Source organism: Chitinophaga agri (assembly GCF_010093065.1).
Classification (GTDB): Bacteria; Bacteroidota; Bacteroidia; order Chitinophagales; family Chitinophagaceae; genus Chitinophaga; species Chitinophaga agri.
In genome coordinates, this window is record NZ_CP048113.1 from 5,333,508 (window position 1) to 5,348,506 (window position 14,999).

The following is a 14,999-nucleotide window of genomic DNA, read 5'->3' on the forward strand; positions in this document are numbered from 1 at the left end:
ACTAATTAATAATAATCTCTAATATCTGTATCGGGGAGTTTTATTCTATTTCTTTCTTTTCCGGCTTCTCGTGTACTTCGATATTGGTCACGCCACCACTTACAGCAAATTTCATGGCTTCGCCGGCAGATATATTGGTCAGCGGCTTCACTTTCCCCACAGGTACCATGAATACTTTACCAGTAATGGCGTAGGCATGCGGCACATAAACGGCGGTATAACCTTCCAGTCCCAGACTGGACAGGTCCGCCTGCGTAATGAAGCCCATTTCCCATACGTTATCCCCATAGATCTGTACCAGCACAGGATGATCAAATTTCTTCTTCTCACCCACAAAGGCATCAAACACATCCTTTACCGAAGTATAAATATATTTAATGAAAGGGGTTCGTTCCATCATGTGATCGAACAGCGCAAAGATGCGTCCTACGATAAAAGACGAACTCAGGTAACCTACAATTATGACTAACAGCAGTACCAGCACAAAGCCCACGCCTTTATAGCGAAGGTATTTTAAGGGTGTTTCGAGTGGCAGAATTTCTTTGGGAATGATATTGTCAATAGTAACAAATACCCAATACAGCGTCAGGGCCGTTACTCCAATAGGGGCAATGATCAGTAATCCCTGGAAGAAGTATCTTAAAACCCGCGCTGCTATGACCTTTAAACGATTTTTAGGAGACATATAGATTTGATGCAGATACATACATGTCCGGAGCATCCCCGGACTTTGATACCTGACGGCGTCAAAGTTACATTGTTTATTTTATCCCGTTAAGTGTATTACAGGTATCGAGTATCTGCAAATGATGATCAACGGCAAATTCGAAGAAACCAGCAAGAGAAAAGATAAATCCGGCAAGAAGAATCATGTTCGCCTGAATATCTGATAGTTAAAGAATTTAGCCGGTTTACTGGATAAGTATATTAAAATAAATCGCATTGGAAACTTTCGTAGTTTAAAAAGTTTCCATAGTTTTGTTATCGCATCGCAAATCAGTTGGAGACCACCAAAGAACTATGAAGCCAGGAGGAATTGAAAAGCCACCACGATAAGGATTTGCAGAAGAAAATAAGAAACACATATACTGTCGCAAAATGGATATACAGGAACGTATTCTGGATACTGCATTTAGTCTGTTCTGCCAGTTCGGAACACGATCAATTACAATGGACGATATAGCCCAGCGTATGGGGGTATCTAAAAAGACCTTGTATGCACATTTTGCTGATAAAGATGAGCTGGTGACGCATGCGATATCCAGGTATCTGAATGAACTGGATAGCGGTTGTCTGGAAAACCAGGACAAAGCAGCGAACGCCATAGACGAGCTGTTCCTCGTGATGGAAATGCTGGATAAGAGCTTCCGTAATATGAACCCGATCATCCTGTTCGATCTGCAGAAGTTCCACGCGAAAGCCTACCAGGTATTTCAGGATTACAAGCATAACAATCTGCAGAAAACCGTAAGACAAAATTTGGAAAGAGGTGTACAGGAGGGGTTATACCGGGCAGATTTTGACATAGATATTATGACGCAATACCGGATGGCAACTTCCATGCTCTGCTTTCAGCCTGATATTTTTCCTTATGGAAAATACGATCTGAGTAAGGTGCAACGTATACTTTTAGAACATTTCCTGTACGGAATTGTTTCACGGGAAGGGTATAAACGTGTGGAAGAGAATAAACTACAACTACAGTAAAAAACCAATGACCTATATGCAACTTGACAAAAAGCACGCAGGGCTGACAGGACTACTGCTGCTGCTGATCTTTCACTGTGGGATGGCCCAGCAGCAAACCCAGCCTCCGCTGCAGGAAACTATCTCGCTGTCTGCAAAACAGGCAGTAGACTACGCGCTTACCAACCGGGCTACCGTGCGGATGGCCAAACTGGATGAACTGATCCAGCTGGCCAAGAATAAGGAAGTGAGTGGTCTCGCTTTACCAAACATCGCAGGCTCAGGTGTTTATCAGCATAACCCTATTGTGCAGAAACAATTGATCGATGCTTCCAACTTTAGCGACACTGTGCCTAAGGGAACACTGGTGCCTTTCGCATTTGGACTAAAATATAACGTAATCGGTGAAGTAACACTGAAACAGGTACTGTTTGATCCTAGCGTACTGGTGGCGTTGCAGGCAAGAGAAACGCTGGAGCAACTGGCCGCAAAGTCTGTACAGAAATCTGAGATAGATGTGAAAGTGGATGTCTACAAAGCATATTATAATGTACTTTCTGCGCGCAGGGCAATGGAGATCCTCAGTAACAATATCCGTAACCTGGATAAGCTGTTAAATGAAACGACCGAAATTTATAAGAACGGTCTGGTGGAAAAACTGGATGTAGACAGACTGGTTGTGCAGTTGACTAATCTGCGTACAGAGGAGACCAAACTGCGCAATATAACAGAAGTAGGTATTGCTGCTCTGAAGTATCAGATGGGCATGCCGATGAAACAATCGATTCAGCTGACTGATACATTGTCAACTGAAGGTATCAAATCGGCTATTGCTGCGGAACAATTTGACTACTCACAGCGTATAGAATATCAGCTGATACAAACACAGAAGAAAGCATATGAATACGATCTCAAACGTTACAAACTGCAAAAGCTGCCAACGCTCGCACTGTTTGGTACCGGTGGTGTAAGCCGCGCGAGTGATGTGTTCAATTACTTTAACCGTCAGACATGGTATGGTTATACCTCATATGGGGTTAACCTGTCATTTACCATATTTGGTGGTTTCCAGCGCAGACGCAAGGAAGATCAGGCGTTCCTGCAGTTGAAAAAGACAGAGATCGCCATGGAAGATACAAAACTGGGTATCGATATGGAACAGGCGCAGTCTACTTCCAGTCTCCGCAATAATATACTGACACTGGAAGCACAGGAAAGTAACATGAAGCTGGCAGAAGAAGTATACAATGTTACGCAGATAAAATATCGTGAAGGTGTTGGTTCCAGTCTTGAAATGAGCACTGCTGAAAACGAACTGCTCACGGCACAGAATAATTATTTCACCGCACTGTACAACGCTGCTGTAGCTAAAGTAGATTACCTGAAAGCATACGGAAAACTGTAAGTGAAAACAACCACTAACTATTAACTCTTTACTCTTTACTATATGTCCAAGATATATCGTCCCGCTTTACTGATCGTTATGCTGATGGCTGCCTGTGGTAGCCCATCTCCTGAGGAGCAATTGGCTGAGCTTAAAAAAGAAGAAGCTACGCTTAAGCAGAAGATTGCAAAACTGGAGAAAGAAACAAACAAATCGGATACGGCCGAGCGTAAGAAGAAATCTGTTATCGTTGCTGCTGTACAGGATACAGTATTTGAACACTATATTGATGTACAGGGTAGTATAGATGCACGGGAAAATGTGAGTGTATCAGCAAAAATGCCGGGTATTGTCACCGCTATATATGTCAAGGAAGGACAGGCTGTTAAAAAGGGACAGGCACTGGCACAGGTGGATGATCAGATCCTCAGAGCAAATGTAGCAGAACTACGCACGCAGATGGACCTTGCGAATACCCTGTTCCTGAAACAACAGAACCTCTGGAATCAGAAGATCGGTTCAGAAGTACAATATCTGAATGCAAAGAATCAGAAAGAATCACTGGAACGTAAAATGGCGACACTGAACGATCAGCTTGCGCAGACAAGGATCGTTTCTCCCATCAATGGTACTGTAGATGCGGTGATCGTTAAACTGGGCGATAACGCTGCACCAGGCAGTCCCGCGTTTCATGTAGTGAACGGTAGTAACCTCCGAGTGCTGGCTAATGTAGCGGAAGCGTATGCCAGCAAGGTGAAGACTGGTGATCAGGTCGTACTTGATTTTCCGGATATAGACAAGAATTTGCGTACAAAGATCGGCTTTGCTTCAAAGGTGATCGACCAGACCAGCCGTACCATAAAAGTAGAAGTGCCTTTACAGAATGATCCTGACCTGCGCCCTAATATGATCGCCAGGATGAAGATCATCGACTATGTTGCGCCTAACGCAATTGTAATACCGGTGAATATTATTCAATATTCTCTTGGTAAACCTTATGTCATCATCGCACAGAAACAAAACGGTAACATGATCGCGAAAAGAAGAGAGATCGAAATGGGGCGTACCTATAATGATAAGGCAGAGATCAAAGGTGGACTGAAGGCTGGAGAACAGATAGTGACTATCGGTTACCAGGGATTGAATGATAATGACCTTATCCAGCTTTAATACTCTAAAACTGGTTTATGCAAGACAATCTGAATAAAGAATTTAAACCTACCAGCTGGTCCATTGATAATAAGGTAAGTATTTATGTAGCCACCTTTATCATTGCACTCGCCGGTATTCTGTCCTATCAGAGCCTGCCAAAGGAACAGTTTCCGGAAGTAGTGTTCCCTCAGTTCTATATCAGTACTATCTATAGCGGTACATCCCCAGAGGATATGGAGACACTGGTAACGAAACCAATTGAAAAGCAACTGGGTGGTATTTCCGGCGTGAAGTCGATCAAGAGTACTTCCATGCAGGACTACTCGGCTATCAATATTGAATTTGATGCCAGTGAAGATATAGAAAGCGCCCGTCAGGAAGTACGTGAGAAAGTAGATGACGCGAAGAAGGACCTGCCAAATGACCTGACACAGGAGCCACAGATCATTAAGGTAGATGTATCACAGATACCTATCATGAACGTGAACCTGTCAGGAGACTTTGATCTGCAGTCCCTGAAAAAGTACGCTGATGAAATGCAGGACCGTATTGAAGCATTGAATGAGATCACCCGTGTAGATATAGTCGGCGCTCTGGAAAGAGAGATCCAGATCAATGTTGACAAGTATAAAATGGACGCAGCTAAGATCAGCTTTGATGATGTGTCCAATGCCATTGCAATGGAGAACCGTACCATTTCAGGTGGTCTGGTATCTATGGATGGACAGAAACGTACACTGAGTGTAAAGGGAGAGTACAAAGATGCTTCGAAAATTCGCGACATCGTAGTGCGTGGCATGTCAGGAGCAACGGTATATCTGAAAGATGTAGCAGAAGTAGTAGATGGATTTGAAGAGCAGGAAAGCTATGCGCGTCTGAACGGTAAGAATGTAATTACGCTGAACGTGATCAAGCAAAGTGGTAAGAACCTGATCGATGCATCAGATAAGATCCGGGTCATCATTGATGAAATGAAGGCCGATTATCTGCCTGCTGGTCTGGATGTTACTATCACTGCCGATCAGTCTAACTCTACCCGTGTAACATTACATGATCTGATCAACACGATCATTATCGGTTTCATACTGGTGACATTGATCCTGATGTTCTTCATGGGAGCGGTAAATGCGATCTTCGTAGCATTGTCCGTACCGATCTCTATGTTCATCGCATTCCTGCTAATGCCGATGTACGACTTTACCCTCAACATGATGGTGTTGTTCTCGTTCCTGCTTGCATTGGGTATAGTAGTGGATGATGCGATCGTTGTGATTGAAAACGTGCATCGTATCTTCTATGAGAGAAAGGACCTGGGTATTGTAAAGGCCGCGAAGGTCGCAGCAGGAGAGGTGTTCCTGCCGGTGTTCTCCGGAACACTGACCGTGCTGGCGCCGTTTTTCCCTTTGTTGTTCTGGCCTGGCATTATTGGTAAGTTTATGTTCTTCCTGCCGGTAACGCTGATCACTACACTCGGGGCATCACTGATAGTGGCGTATATTATCAATCCGGTGTTTGCGGTTGACTTTATGGACCGTCATGAAGGAGATAATCATCCGAAGCCGACCTTCAATAAAAACATGGTCATACTCACAGTGGTTGCTATTGTGCTGGCCCTGTTGTTCTATTTAAAGAAAAGTCCGGGTATTGCTAATTTCATCATTTTCGCATTGCTGATGATCCTGCTGGAAAGATTCTGGCTGGGTGGAGTAGCCCGTCGTTTTCAGACGAAGGCATGGCCAAAAGTACAGGAGCGTTACAGGCGTATTCTGAAATGGTGCCTGGTAGGATGGCGCCCGATATGGATATTGATTGCCACATTCGGTTTGCTGGTATTCAGTATTATGCTGACCATCATACGTAGTCCGCAGGTAGTATTCTTCCCGCAGGCAGACCCCAACTTCATCTATACATATATAGAACTGCCGATGGGTACCGACCAGAAGTATACTGATTCGGTTACACATATTATTGAGCAAAAGATCACGCAGGTGGTGGGCGCTAAGAACCCGATAGTGGAGTCTATTATTTCTAACGTAGCGGTAGGTGCAGGAGATCCGTCACAACAGGATCTGAGTGTGCAGCCGCACAAAGGTAAAGTGACGGTAGCATTTGTGGAGTTTGGCAAGCGTGATGGCCATTCAACGGTGCAATACCTGGATAAGATCCGTAAGGCGGTGAGAGGAATACCGGGTGTAGATATTACGGTTGAGCAGGAACAGGGCGGACCTCCTACGGGTAAACCGATCAATATTGAGATATCTGGCGACAATTTTGAGGACCTGACGGCGGCAGCAGATAAAATGAAACGTTATCTGGACAGCCTCGAGATTGGCGGGGTAGAAGAGCTGAAGTCTGATTTTCAGAGTAATAAGCCTGAGATACTGGTAAATATTGACCGTGAAAGAGCGAACAGGGAAGGCATCAGTACGACCACTATTGGTATGGCATTGCGTACGGCGCTTTATGGAGCGGAAGCTTCGAAGTTCCGCGATCCGGAGGATGACTATAAGATCATGGTAAGATTCCGTGAAGACCAGCGTAATAATATTAATACCCTGATGAACCTGAATATAGTGTACCGTGATATGAATATGGGTGGGGCTATACGTCAGGTGCCGTTATCAGCTGTGGCGGAGATTAAATACTCTAACACATACGCAAGTATTAAACGCATTGATCAGAAGAGAGTTGTGACGTTGTATTCCAATGTATTAACTGGGTTTAACGCCAATGAGGTAGTACAGCAGATACAAACGGCGCTGGAAGATTTTCCTAAAACACCGGGTATCACTGTGAAAATGACAGGTGAGCAGGAAGACCAGCAGGAGACATCCAACTTCCTTGGTCTGGCCATGGTTGGCGCATTTGGTCTGATCCTGATGATCATGGTGACACAATTCAACTCGATAGGTCGTCCGCTGGTGATTTTTATGGAAATATTATTCTCCATCATAGGGGTGTTCCTCGGTTTTGCCATCTTTGGTATGGACATCTCCATTGTAATGACGGGAGTGGGTATTATGGCCCTGGCAGGGATAGTAGTACGTAATGGTATCGTACTGGTAGAGTTTACCGACCTGCTGGTGCAACAGAAAATGCCTGTATATGAGGCTGTTGTAGAGGCGGGCAGGACACGTATGACACCGGTATTGCTGACAGCGATCGCAGCTATTCTCGGGCTGATACCACTGGCGGTAGGGTTCAATATTGACTTCGCCGGGTTGTTCAGCTCTTTTGAACCCCATATCTTCTTCGGAGGCGATAACGTGGCATTCTGGGGCCCGCTGGCATGGACGATGGTATACGGGCTGGTCTTTGCTACATTCCTGACCCTGATCCTTGTGCCGGTTATGTATGCTATGAACAAGCGTTCTATTGACGTGCTGGATTACTACGGATGGCCCCGAACGTTAAAGTACGTGCCGTTTCTGGTATTAATCCTGAAGATCACGACTGGTAAGGAGAAGATCCGTGAGCTGCATGATCCGAACTATGTATCTCCCAAGCCTTACAATTTCTTCCCGAACGGGGAGGAGGAAGCTGCCCAACAAACAAGTCACAAACATCATCAAGATAAGAAGATGCATGAAAGAGTTTAGTTCACACTATACAGTGTAACAGTTGTAGGTTTAACAGGTACCGCTTCGTTTCCACGAGGCGGTTTCTTTTTTTTATACCTTAACAAATTTTAACAATTGACTGCGGAAGCAATTACTTACATTTGACCCCACAAGAGCCATTCTTGTTAACCTGATTAATATATCAACGCTATGCGACGCAACCATGAAATAGATTACCGTATCTATGGCGAAGAAATACAGATTGTCGAGATTGAGCTGGATCCACAGGAAACTGCAATAGCTGAGAGCGGCAGTTTTATGATGATGGACCAGGATATACAGATGCAAACGATGTTCGGGGATGGTTCACAAGCTAATCAGGGATTTTTAGGCAAACTGGTATCAGCCGGTAAGCGGATGTTGACAGGCGAGAGTCTGTTCATGACTGCATTTACCAACATGGGCCAGGGTAAGAAGCGGGTCAGTTTTGCGGCTCCTTATCCGGGTAAGATCCTGGCAATGGACCTTCAGCGCCTTGGGGGCAAGGTCATTTGCCAGAAGGATGCGTTCCTGTGTGCAGCGAAAGGTGTTAGTATTGGGATTGAATGGCAGCGGAAGCTGGGAACCGGTATTTTCGGTGGTGAAGGCTTTATTATGGAGAAGCTGGAAGGGGATGGAATGGCATTTGTGCATGCAGGCGGCATGGTGATCGAGCGGGAGTTGTTACCAGGTCAGGTATTAAAAATTGATACTGGTTGTGTGGTAGCATATACTTCCGGAGTACATTTTGACGTTGAATTTGTAAAAGGGATCAAAAATATGGTGTTTGGTGGCGAAGGATTGTTCTTTGCCACGTTAAGAGGTCCGGGTAAAGTATGGATACAATCCTTACCGATCAGCAGGATGGCCGCAAGGCTGGTATCTTATGGTACCGGGAAGCGAAAGGAAGAAGGTAGTATTCTGGGCGGATTAGGTAATTTACTGGACGGGGATTGATCTTATACACGTTATAGCTGTTCCGTTTGCCTCGGGAGGCATCGACAGTACTCATTTTTTTAAGTAGAGTACGGGTAATAACGGAATCAGGCAAGAGAAACCTGGAATTTTGATTTATGTTTGAATTATCAAAGCGGTTTGCCGAAGAGCAGGACCAATCAGACCCATTAAAGACGTACAGGGAACAATTTTATTTCCCTCAGAGAAATGGAAGAGATGCGATTTATTTTTGCGGCAATTCTCTAGGATTACAGCCGAAGAACGTAAAACCGGCAATAGAACAGGAACTGAACGACTGGCAGCATCATGCGGTAGAAGGATACTGGAATGCGCAAAATCCATGGCTTTATTATCAGCAATACTGTAGCAAACCATTAACGAAAATAGTCGGAGCCAGCCAGGAAGAGTTGACAGTGATGAACACGCTTACTGTAAATCTCCACCTGTTATTGATGAGTTTTTACAAACCAACCAGTCAGCGCTTTAAGGTGCTGATGGAAGCAGGCGCCTTTCCGAGTGATCAGTATGCTGTGGAAACACAGGTCCGGTTTTATGGCCTGGACCCTGATGAAGCTATAATCGAAGTGGCCCCCCGGCCAGGTGAACGGTTGATCAGAGAGGAAGATATTTTTGATATTATTGAGCGGGAAAGTAGTAGCTTAGCAATAATATTATTGGGGGGAATAAACTATTATACCGGCCAATTGTTTAATATGCAGTCCATTACGGAAGCAGCTCATAGAGTTGGAGCTGTCGTCGGTTTCGATCTGGCACACGTAGTAGGCAATGTACCTTTGAATTTGCATGACTGGGAAGTCGATTTTGCCGTTTGGTGCTCTTATAAATATTTAAATGGAGGCCCCGGCGCAGTAGGTGGAGCATTTATACACGAGAAACACGCCCGCGATACTAACCGGCAAAGACTAGGTGGCTGGTGGGGCAACGAAGAAAGTACCCGTTTTAAAATGGAGAAGGGTTTTAAACCCAAAAGCCGTGCAGAAGGCTGGCAAATTAGCACGGCACAGGTATTTAACATGGTAGCATTAAAAGCCTCACTGGAACTATTTGAGTCCGCTGGGATGGCAGCTTTAAGAGATAAGAGCATTAAACTCACCAATTATCTTGAATTCCTGTTAAAACACATAGAAAACATAAAATTTGAAATAATTACGCCAAAAAATTGTAAGGAACGCGGTGCTCAATTATCTTTGCTCTTTCATGAAAAAGGGAGAGAAATCCAACAAAAGATGACAGACGCCGGTATAATCGTCGACTGGCGGGAACCCGGAGTAATTCGTATTTCACCGGCGCCCTTATATAACTCATATGGAGACGTATTTCATTTTTATGAAATCATAGCTAATATTGATTCAAACGCTTAATTAAGTAAGATGACTTTTGAGAGAAACGAACGCCCCCGCAGGCCCTACTCTCCACCTGGTACAGAAAAAGACCAAGATCCCAATAAGGAGAGACCAAGCGGCTACTTTAAACCCGATTATAATAACGAAAGGGAGGGCAGACCTGGTGGATACCGGGACAGAGAAGACAGACCTTTTAATTCTGATCGTGACGGTGGTTATAACCGCGGGGATCGTGATGGTGGCGGTGGCGGATATCGCCCACGCGATAATGGTGGCTATGGTGACCGCGATGGCGGTGGCGGTGGTTACAATCGTGGTGGTGGATACGGCGACCGTGATGGTGGCGGATACGGCAACCGTGGTGGCGGTGGTTACGGCGATCGCGATGGCGGTGGTGGTGGCTACAATCGTGGCGGTGGCGGATACGGCGGCGGTGATCGTGATGGTGGCGGAGGCTACAATCGCGGTGGCGGCGGTGGTGGTTACGATCGCGGCGGTGGCGGCGGTGGTTACGATCGCGGCGGTGGTGGCGGAGGCTACAATCGCGGCGGCGGTGGTGGTGGTTACGACCGCGGTGGCGGTGGTGGCGGCTACAATCGTGGCGGCGGCGGTGGTGGTTATGACCGCGGTGGCGGTGGTGGCGGCTACAATCGCGGTGGCGGTGGTGGTGGTTACGATCGCGGCGGTGGCGGCGGTGGTTACAACCGTGGCGGCGGCGGTGGCGGCGGCTTTAACCGTGGTGGTGGCCAACGTGGCGGCCCTCGTGGTGGCGGCCAGCGTAGACCATTTGAACCAAAACCAGACAATAAGATCTATTTTATCGCCTTACTCCCTACAGCTGAAGTAGGTAAGGAGATCATCAAAATAAAACAGGAATTCGCTGAAAAGTACGGCCCGATGTATGCGCTGAAAGTATTGCCGCATATTACCCTGCAGGTACCTTTCACAGCTGATCCTGCACTGGAAAAAGCTTTCTGTGATGAACTGGCTGAATTTGCCAAAACACAGGCGCCGTTTGAGGTTTCCCTCAATGGTTTCGGTACCTTCCCTAATAAACAGAACCGCGTTCTGTTCATCAATGTAGAGAAGAGCGAAACAATGGGTGCCCTGCACAGACAGCTGATCAACTTCCTGCGTAAGGAGTTTGGCTTCAGTACAATGCTGGCCCGTACCGGTTTCACTCCGCATGTGACAGTTGCTTTCAAAGACCTGGAAGATGCGCAGTTCGAAAAGGCATGGCCTGAATACGAAAACAAGGAATATCAAGCCACCTTTAAGGTGAATAACCTGTACTTCCTCCGTCATAATGGTAAATCCTGGGAAGTTCTGCAGAAATGCAAACTGGGAGGAGCCTGATGATAAAAAGGTGGTCTGTCAAACAGACCACCTTTTTTGTTTGAACACATTACAAACTAAGAGAGCCTGGTCATTTACGACCAGGCTCTCTTTATTTTTAACGGCCGACTGTAGCAGCTTTTATCATTGATTAGTCGCTGCTTTTCCCAACCGGTAGGTATCTCCATCTTTTGTCCAGCTTACATTTGCCGTTCTGGCAATGATCTCCAGCACTTGATCCAGTGGCTGACCAGGTGTAAGCCTTGTCTTGATAGTCAATCCCGCGACATTCTCATCTGCTACGATATTGATGCCATACAGGGCTTCCACCTTGCTGATCACATGGCTCACAGGCTCGTCGTTGAACACCATGATATTATCCTTCCAGGCCATGAAGTCATGATTGGCAATAGCGTCTTCTGATAACTGTTGCCTTTCACCAAGTGTCGCTTTGCGACCTTCTGTCAGCACAATCTGGTCCGTCTGCTTTTCCTCTCCTGCTGATACAGCTACTTTTCCACTTAGAACAAATACTTCGGCTGGCTGTTCCGCATAGGCTTTCACATCGAAAGTAGTACCCAGCACCTGGGTCCTGGTTTGTGATGTGTACACGACAAAAGGATGTGCATCATCTTTCACTACGTCAAAGAAGGCTTCCCCATCCAGATGGATCGATCTTTCGCCATCATTAAAATGTTTGGCGTAACGAAGGCTGCTCCCTTTATTAATGAAGGCTTTTGAGCCGTCTGGTAATACGATGATATTCGTTTCATTCGCCGCTGTCTGTACGGTGATCTGCTCAGGACTTGTTAACAGGAAGTAAGCTGTTACCGCTCCGCCTAAAAGCAAAACAGCGGCTGCTGCACGAATGAAACCGCGGTAACTTCTGACAACGGTCAGCTGCTGCGGCTGCGTATCCTGGTTGCCAGTCGTCTGCCGTTTACGGTTGAACGCCGCCCAGTTAGCGTCAATATCAGGAGTGATATCGTCGTCATTACTGTTGGTAAGTTCCCATGTTTTACGCAGTTCCTGGTAGTAGCGGCGGTTAGCGTCATCCTCCTTCAGCCAGCTATCCAGTTCCGCTTGTTCAGCGGCCCCAAGGCTGCTTTCAAGCGAGCGCACAATTAACGTTTCTATATGCTCAAAGGTGTATGACATACATTAAAATTGTAAAAGTAAAGGATAAATAGCGCTGCCTGCCAGAAACAGGACCATTACCTGCAAATAATCCTGCAGCGATACCCGAAGCTTTTTAAGGGCCGTCATCATCTGATTTTCAACCGTCTTGACAGATATGTTCAGCGTACTGGCAATTTCGCGATAGGATAGTTCCTCGTAACGGCTGAGAATGAAGATCTCTCTGCATTTTTCCGGTAGTTTATCGATCGCCTGCTGAATATGCCGGGTGGTTTGCTGTAGACTCTGACCAACGGGAGCTGCCTGGACGGGTTCCATATATTCCTCTATAGGCATATGAACGCCTTTACGCTTATTTTTATCAAGATAATCCAGTGCCATATTGATCCCTGCTCTCTGCAAATATGCTTTAAAATAGACCTGATGCAGCTCTGAGCGCCGGTTCCAGATCTTGATGAACACGTCTTGTGCAAGATCTTCCGCCGTAGCATTATCCTGTACAATGCGGTAAATGGTCTTACAGACGAATGAAAAGTAGGTCTTGAAAAGAGCCTCCATGAAGGCTTCTTCATTTTCCTGTAAAAGTTCTAGTAGTTGTGCATTTTCGGGCATAGTGCAAAAATAGGCTCTGTCCTTATTCCTGTTCACAAAACTGCTCGAAGTACCTGAAAATGCTGCTATATAGCTAGCCTGCATGTGTGACGTTTTCGGATTCGGAATTATAATTTGATGACCCTTCCTGAGCCCTGTATATCTTTCGTGATGGAGGGATTGCCCTTATACCTGACATCCCCGCTACCCCGTATGCTGACATCCAGTGAATGTGATACGCTGAGGGTATGATTGCCCGACCCTTTAACAGCGACTGTAACATCCTGACAAAGAAGATCCAGGCCGCTGACATTCCCGCTCCCACTGATCTGACTGTCGAATGAAGTAGCACTACCCAATAACTGCAGGTCTCCGCTGCCGTTTATCTCTGTGTCCAGTCTGTCTGTAACTATTCTGAAACGTGCGTTACCACTGCCGTCCGTTCTGTAGGTGAAGTTTGGTGAGCGAAGTGTATCCAGGCTTTCCACACTACCAGCACCTGCAAAAACAACGCTGTAATACTTCGCTGACTGCAGATAGATATCGATATTACCCACGGCACGGAGTCTCACGTCTTTTTTAATGCGGATACGCAGGGTATTACCACTGACGTATGTATCAATCACCCGCATCAGATTATCGTCAGCGGTTATCTCTACAGGACCGTCAGTACCTTGTCTTAAATGTATATGGAATGGACCTTCCGCATTAATATCGGTAAATGCAGCGACCGTTCTGGTTTCTGTGACAATAACACCTGAGCCGGAGATGAATTCTTTATCGCACGAAGTCAGGACAAAATTGAATATGGCGAGGAGGAGAAGCTCCCAGGTAATGGTGCTCCATCTGATAGATAAACCGCCTTTATAGTTCCATTTTTTCATTTTTCAGGGGACTTTAATCATTATAACGGCAAATGGAACAAATACCCCTAGATCCGCCGGATTTGGCTCACAAAAAAAGAGCCGGCCATACAGACGTACGGAACCGGCTTTTTGATTAACCCCTATGAAAACCAACTATTGCTTACATGTTTATTGTTCTAACTTGATTTCGCCCAGGTCAGTCACCCTACCTTCCTCTACTCTTACGTCGCTCAGCGTCACACTTTTAAAGGGTGTTTTTGCATTGACGATCACAGTGTAGATGCCTGCCTTTGCCCCCTGTACATTGAATGTGCCATCCAATACATCTGCTTTAAGCGTGTCTGCACCACTAATGGCCCAGGCTAAACTTGCTCCATCAAGTGGTAAAACTTTACCAGTGATAGCGCCTCCATCCATACTGCGGAAGGAGAAGATTGTAATTGTAATGACAGTCATTACAAGGGCTAATATGCTTACGCTGACTTTTTTCATATTGTCATATTTGTTTGAAGGTGATACAATAAAGTATGGCCTTGTGGTGTAAGCATATCTGCTAAATCAACTAAAGAACTATGCATGTAAAAGATCAATTTCCATGCCACCGGACCAATAAAGGAATTATCGGCCGTGTTTTAACATTCCTTTATAAGGGCTTTAACATTAAGCGGTTAGGTCTTAACATAAACCTGACAAGCTGTGAAAATTGGTCATGTCAGAGCGATGAATGTCACCAACAAAATGGCGCATACTGCCAACAAAGTTCACATATCTGCCGGGTTTTTATGCCGCAGCCCGCTACAAACGCAAATCAATTTCCGGAATACATAAACAACAATTGCAAAAGCTGACATAGCTTTGCCCGCCGATCGGGCAGACTGTAGCAGCAAACATGTTAATGGAATGTCCGTAATTACTTAAAGTTATGCGG

General features: G+C 45.7%; 12 protein-coding genes. 7 read left to right on the forward strand and 5 right to left on the reverse strand.

The window, feature by feature from the left end; all coding sequences use genetic code 11:
• Positions 1-40: 40 nt before the first annotated feature.
• Positions 41-685, reverse strand: a complete 645-nt coding sequence (locus GWR21_RS21300) for a DUF502 domain-containing protein (protein WP_162333699.1) — start codon at positions 683-685, stop codon at positions 41-43.
• A 413-nt stretch (positions 686-1,098) separates the two neighbouring features.
• On the opposite strand from GWR21_RS21300, the gene GWR21_RS21305 reads away from it, so the two are divergent.
• From GWR21_RS21305 to GWR21_RS31715, 7 genes are all read left to right on the forward strand, one after another.
• Entirely contained in the window at positions 1,099-1,707 is a 609-nt protein-coding gene (locus GWR21_RS21305) for a TetR/AcrR family transcriptional regulator (RefSeq protein WP_162333700.1), read from the forward strand.
• 16 nt (positions 1,708-1,723) lie between these two features.
• Entirely contained in the window at positions 1,724-3,091 is a 1,368-nt protein-coding gene (locus GWR21_RS21310) for a TolC family protein (RefSeq protein ID WP_162333701.1), read from the forward strand.
• Positions 3,092-3,133: 42 nt separating this feature from the next.
• Positions 3,134-4,240: an efflux RND transporter periplasmic adaptor subunit gene (locus GWR21_RS21315; protein ID WP_162333702.1), complete on the forward strand. Its 1,107-nt coding sequence runs from the start codon at positions 3,134-3,136 to the stop codon at positions 4,238-4,240.
• Between the two features lie 17 nt (positions 4,241-4,257).
• Positions 4,258-7,821: an efflux RND transporter permease subunit gene (locus GWR21_RS21320; RefSeq protein ID WP_162333703.1), complete on the forward strand. Its 3,564-nt coding sequence runs from the start codon at positions 4,258-4,260 to the stop codon at positions 7,819-7,821.
• 171 nt (positions 7,822-7,992) lie between these two features.
• Complete coding sequence (locus GWR21_RS21325) at positions 7,993-8,778, forward strand: TIGR00266 family protein (RefSeq protein ID WP_162333704.1); 786 nt, start codon at positions 7,993-7,995, stop codon at positions 8,776-8,778.
• Positions 8,779-8,894: 116 nt separating this feature from the next.
• Positions 8,895-10,160, forward strand: a complete 1,266-nt coding sequence (gene kynU / locus GWR21_RS21330) for a kynureninase (protein ID WP_162333705.1) — start codon at positions 8,895-8,897, stop codon at positions 10,158-10,160.
• A gap of 9 nt (positions 10,161-10,169) precedes the next feature.
• Positions 10,170-11,498: a 2'-5' RNA ligase family protein gene (locus tag GWR21_RS31715; protein WP_262888463.1), complete on the forward strand. Its 1,329-nt coding sequence runs from the start codon at positions 10,170-10,172 to the stop codon at positions 11,496-11,498.
• 123 nt (positions 11,499-11,621) lie between these two features.
• On the opposite strand, the gene GWR21_RS21345 is transcribed toward GWR21_RS31715, so the two are convergent.
• From GWR21_RS21345 to GWR21_RS21360, 4 genes are all read right to left on the reverse strand, one after another.
• Positions 11,622-12,635 carry a FecR family protein gene (locus GWR21_RS21345; protein WP_162333706.1) on the reverse strand — a complete coding sequence of 338 codons (1,014 nt, stop codon included), beginning with the start codon at positions 12,633-12,635 and terminating at the stop codon, positions 11,622-11,624.
• A gap of 3 nt (positions 12,636-12,638) precedes the next feature.
• Positions 12,639-13,310 carry an RNA polymerase sigma-70 factor gene (locus tag GWR21_RS21350; RefSeq protein WP_162333707.1) on the reverse strand — a complete coding sequence of 224 codons (672 nt, stop codon included), beginning with the start codon at positions 13,308-13,310 and terminating at the stop codon, positions 12,639-12,641.
• A gap of 23 nt (positions 13,311-13,333) precedes the next feature.
• Positions 13,334-14,089 (reverse strand): head GIN domain-containing protein, encoded by a 756-nt coding sequence (locus GWR21_RS21355; RefSeq protein WP_162333708.1) that lies wholly within the window; start codon positions 14,087-14,089, stop codon positions 13,334-13,336.
• A gap of 150 nt (positions 14,090-14,239) precedes the next feature.
• On the reverse strand, positions 14,240-14,563 hold the full coding sequence (locus tag GWR21_RS21360) for a carboxypeptidase regulatory-like domain-containing protein (RefSeq protein WP_162333709.1): 324 nt from the start codon (positions 14,561-14,563) through the stop codon (positions 14,240-14,242).
• Positions 14,564-14,999: the final 436 nt, after the last annotated feature.

What these genes read in the sequence shown, in the direction of transcription:
- GWR21_RS21300 (WP_162333699.1), bottom strand. Translation starts at nt 685, where the DNA reads ATGTCTCCTAAAAATCGTTTAAAGGTCATAGCAGCGCGGGTTTTAAGA.
- GWR21_RS21305 (WP_162333700.1), top strand. Translation starts at nt 1,099, where the DNA reads ATGGATATACAGGAACGTATTCTGGATACTGCATTTAGTCTGTTCTGC.
- GWR21_RS21310 (WP_162333701.1), top strand. Translation starts at nt 1,724, where the DNA reads ATGCAACTTGACAAAAAGCACGCAGGGCTGACAGGACTACTGCTGCTG.
- GWR21_RS21315 (WP_162333702.1), top strand. Translation starts at nt 3,134, where the DNA reads ATGTCCAAGATATATCGTCCCGCTTTACTGATCGTTATGCTGATGGCT.
- GWR21_RS21320 (WP_162333703.1), top strand. Translation starts at nt 4,258, where the DNA reads ATGCAAGACAATCTGAATAAAGAATTTAAACCTACCAGCTGGTCCATT.
- GWR21_RS21325 (WP_162333704.1), top strand. Translation starts at nt 7,993, where the DNA reads ATGCGACGCAACCATGAAATAGATTACCGTATCTATGGCGAAGAAATA.
- kynU (WP_162333705.1), top strand. Translation starts at nt 8,895, where the DNA reads ATGTTTGAATTATCAAAGCGGTTTGCCGAAGAGCAGGACCAATCAGAC.
- GWR21_RS31715 (WP_262888463.1), top strand. Translation starts at nt 10,170, where the DNA reads ATGACTTTTGAGAGAAACGAACGCCCCCGCAGGCCCTACTCTCCACCT.
- GWR21_RS21345 (WP_162333706.1), bottom strand. Translation starts at nt 12,635, where the DNA reads ATGTCATACACCTTTGAGCATATAGAAACGTTAATTGTGCGCTCGCTT.
- GWR21_RS21350 (WP_162333707.1), bottom strand. Translation starts at nt 13,310, where the DNA reads ATGCAGGCTAGCTATATAGCAGCATTTTCAGGTACTTCGAGCAGTTTT.
- GWR21_RS21355 (WP_162333708.1), bottom strand. Translation starts at nt 14,089, where the DNA reads ATGAAAAAATGGAACTATAAAGGCGGTTTATCTATCAGATGGAGCACC.
- GWR21_RS21360 (WP_162333709.1), bottom strand. Translation starts at nt 14,563, where the DNA reads ATGAAAAAAGTCAGCGTAAGCATATTAGCCCTTGTAATGACTGTCATT.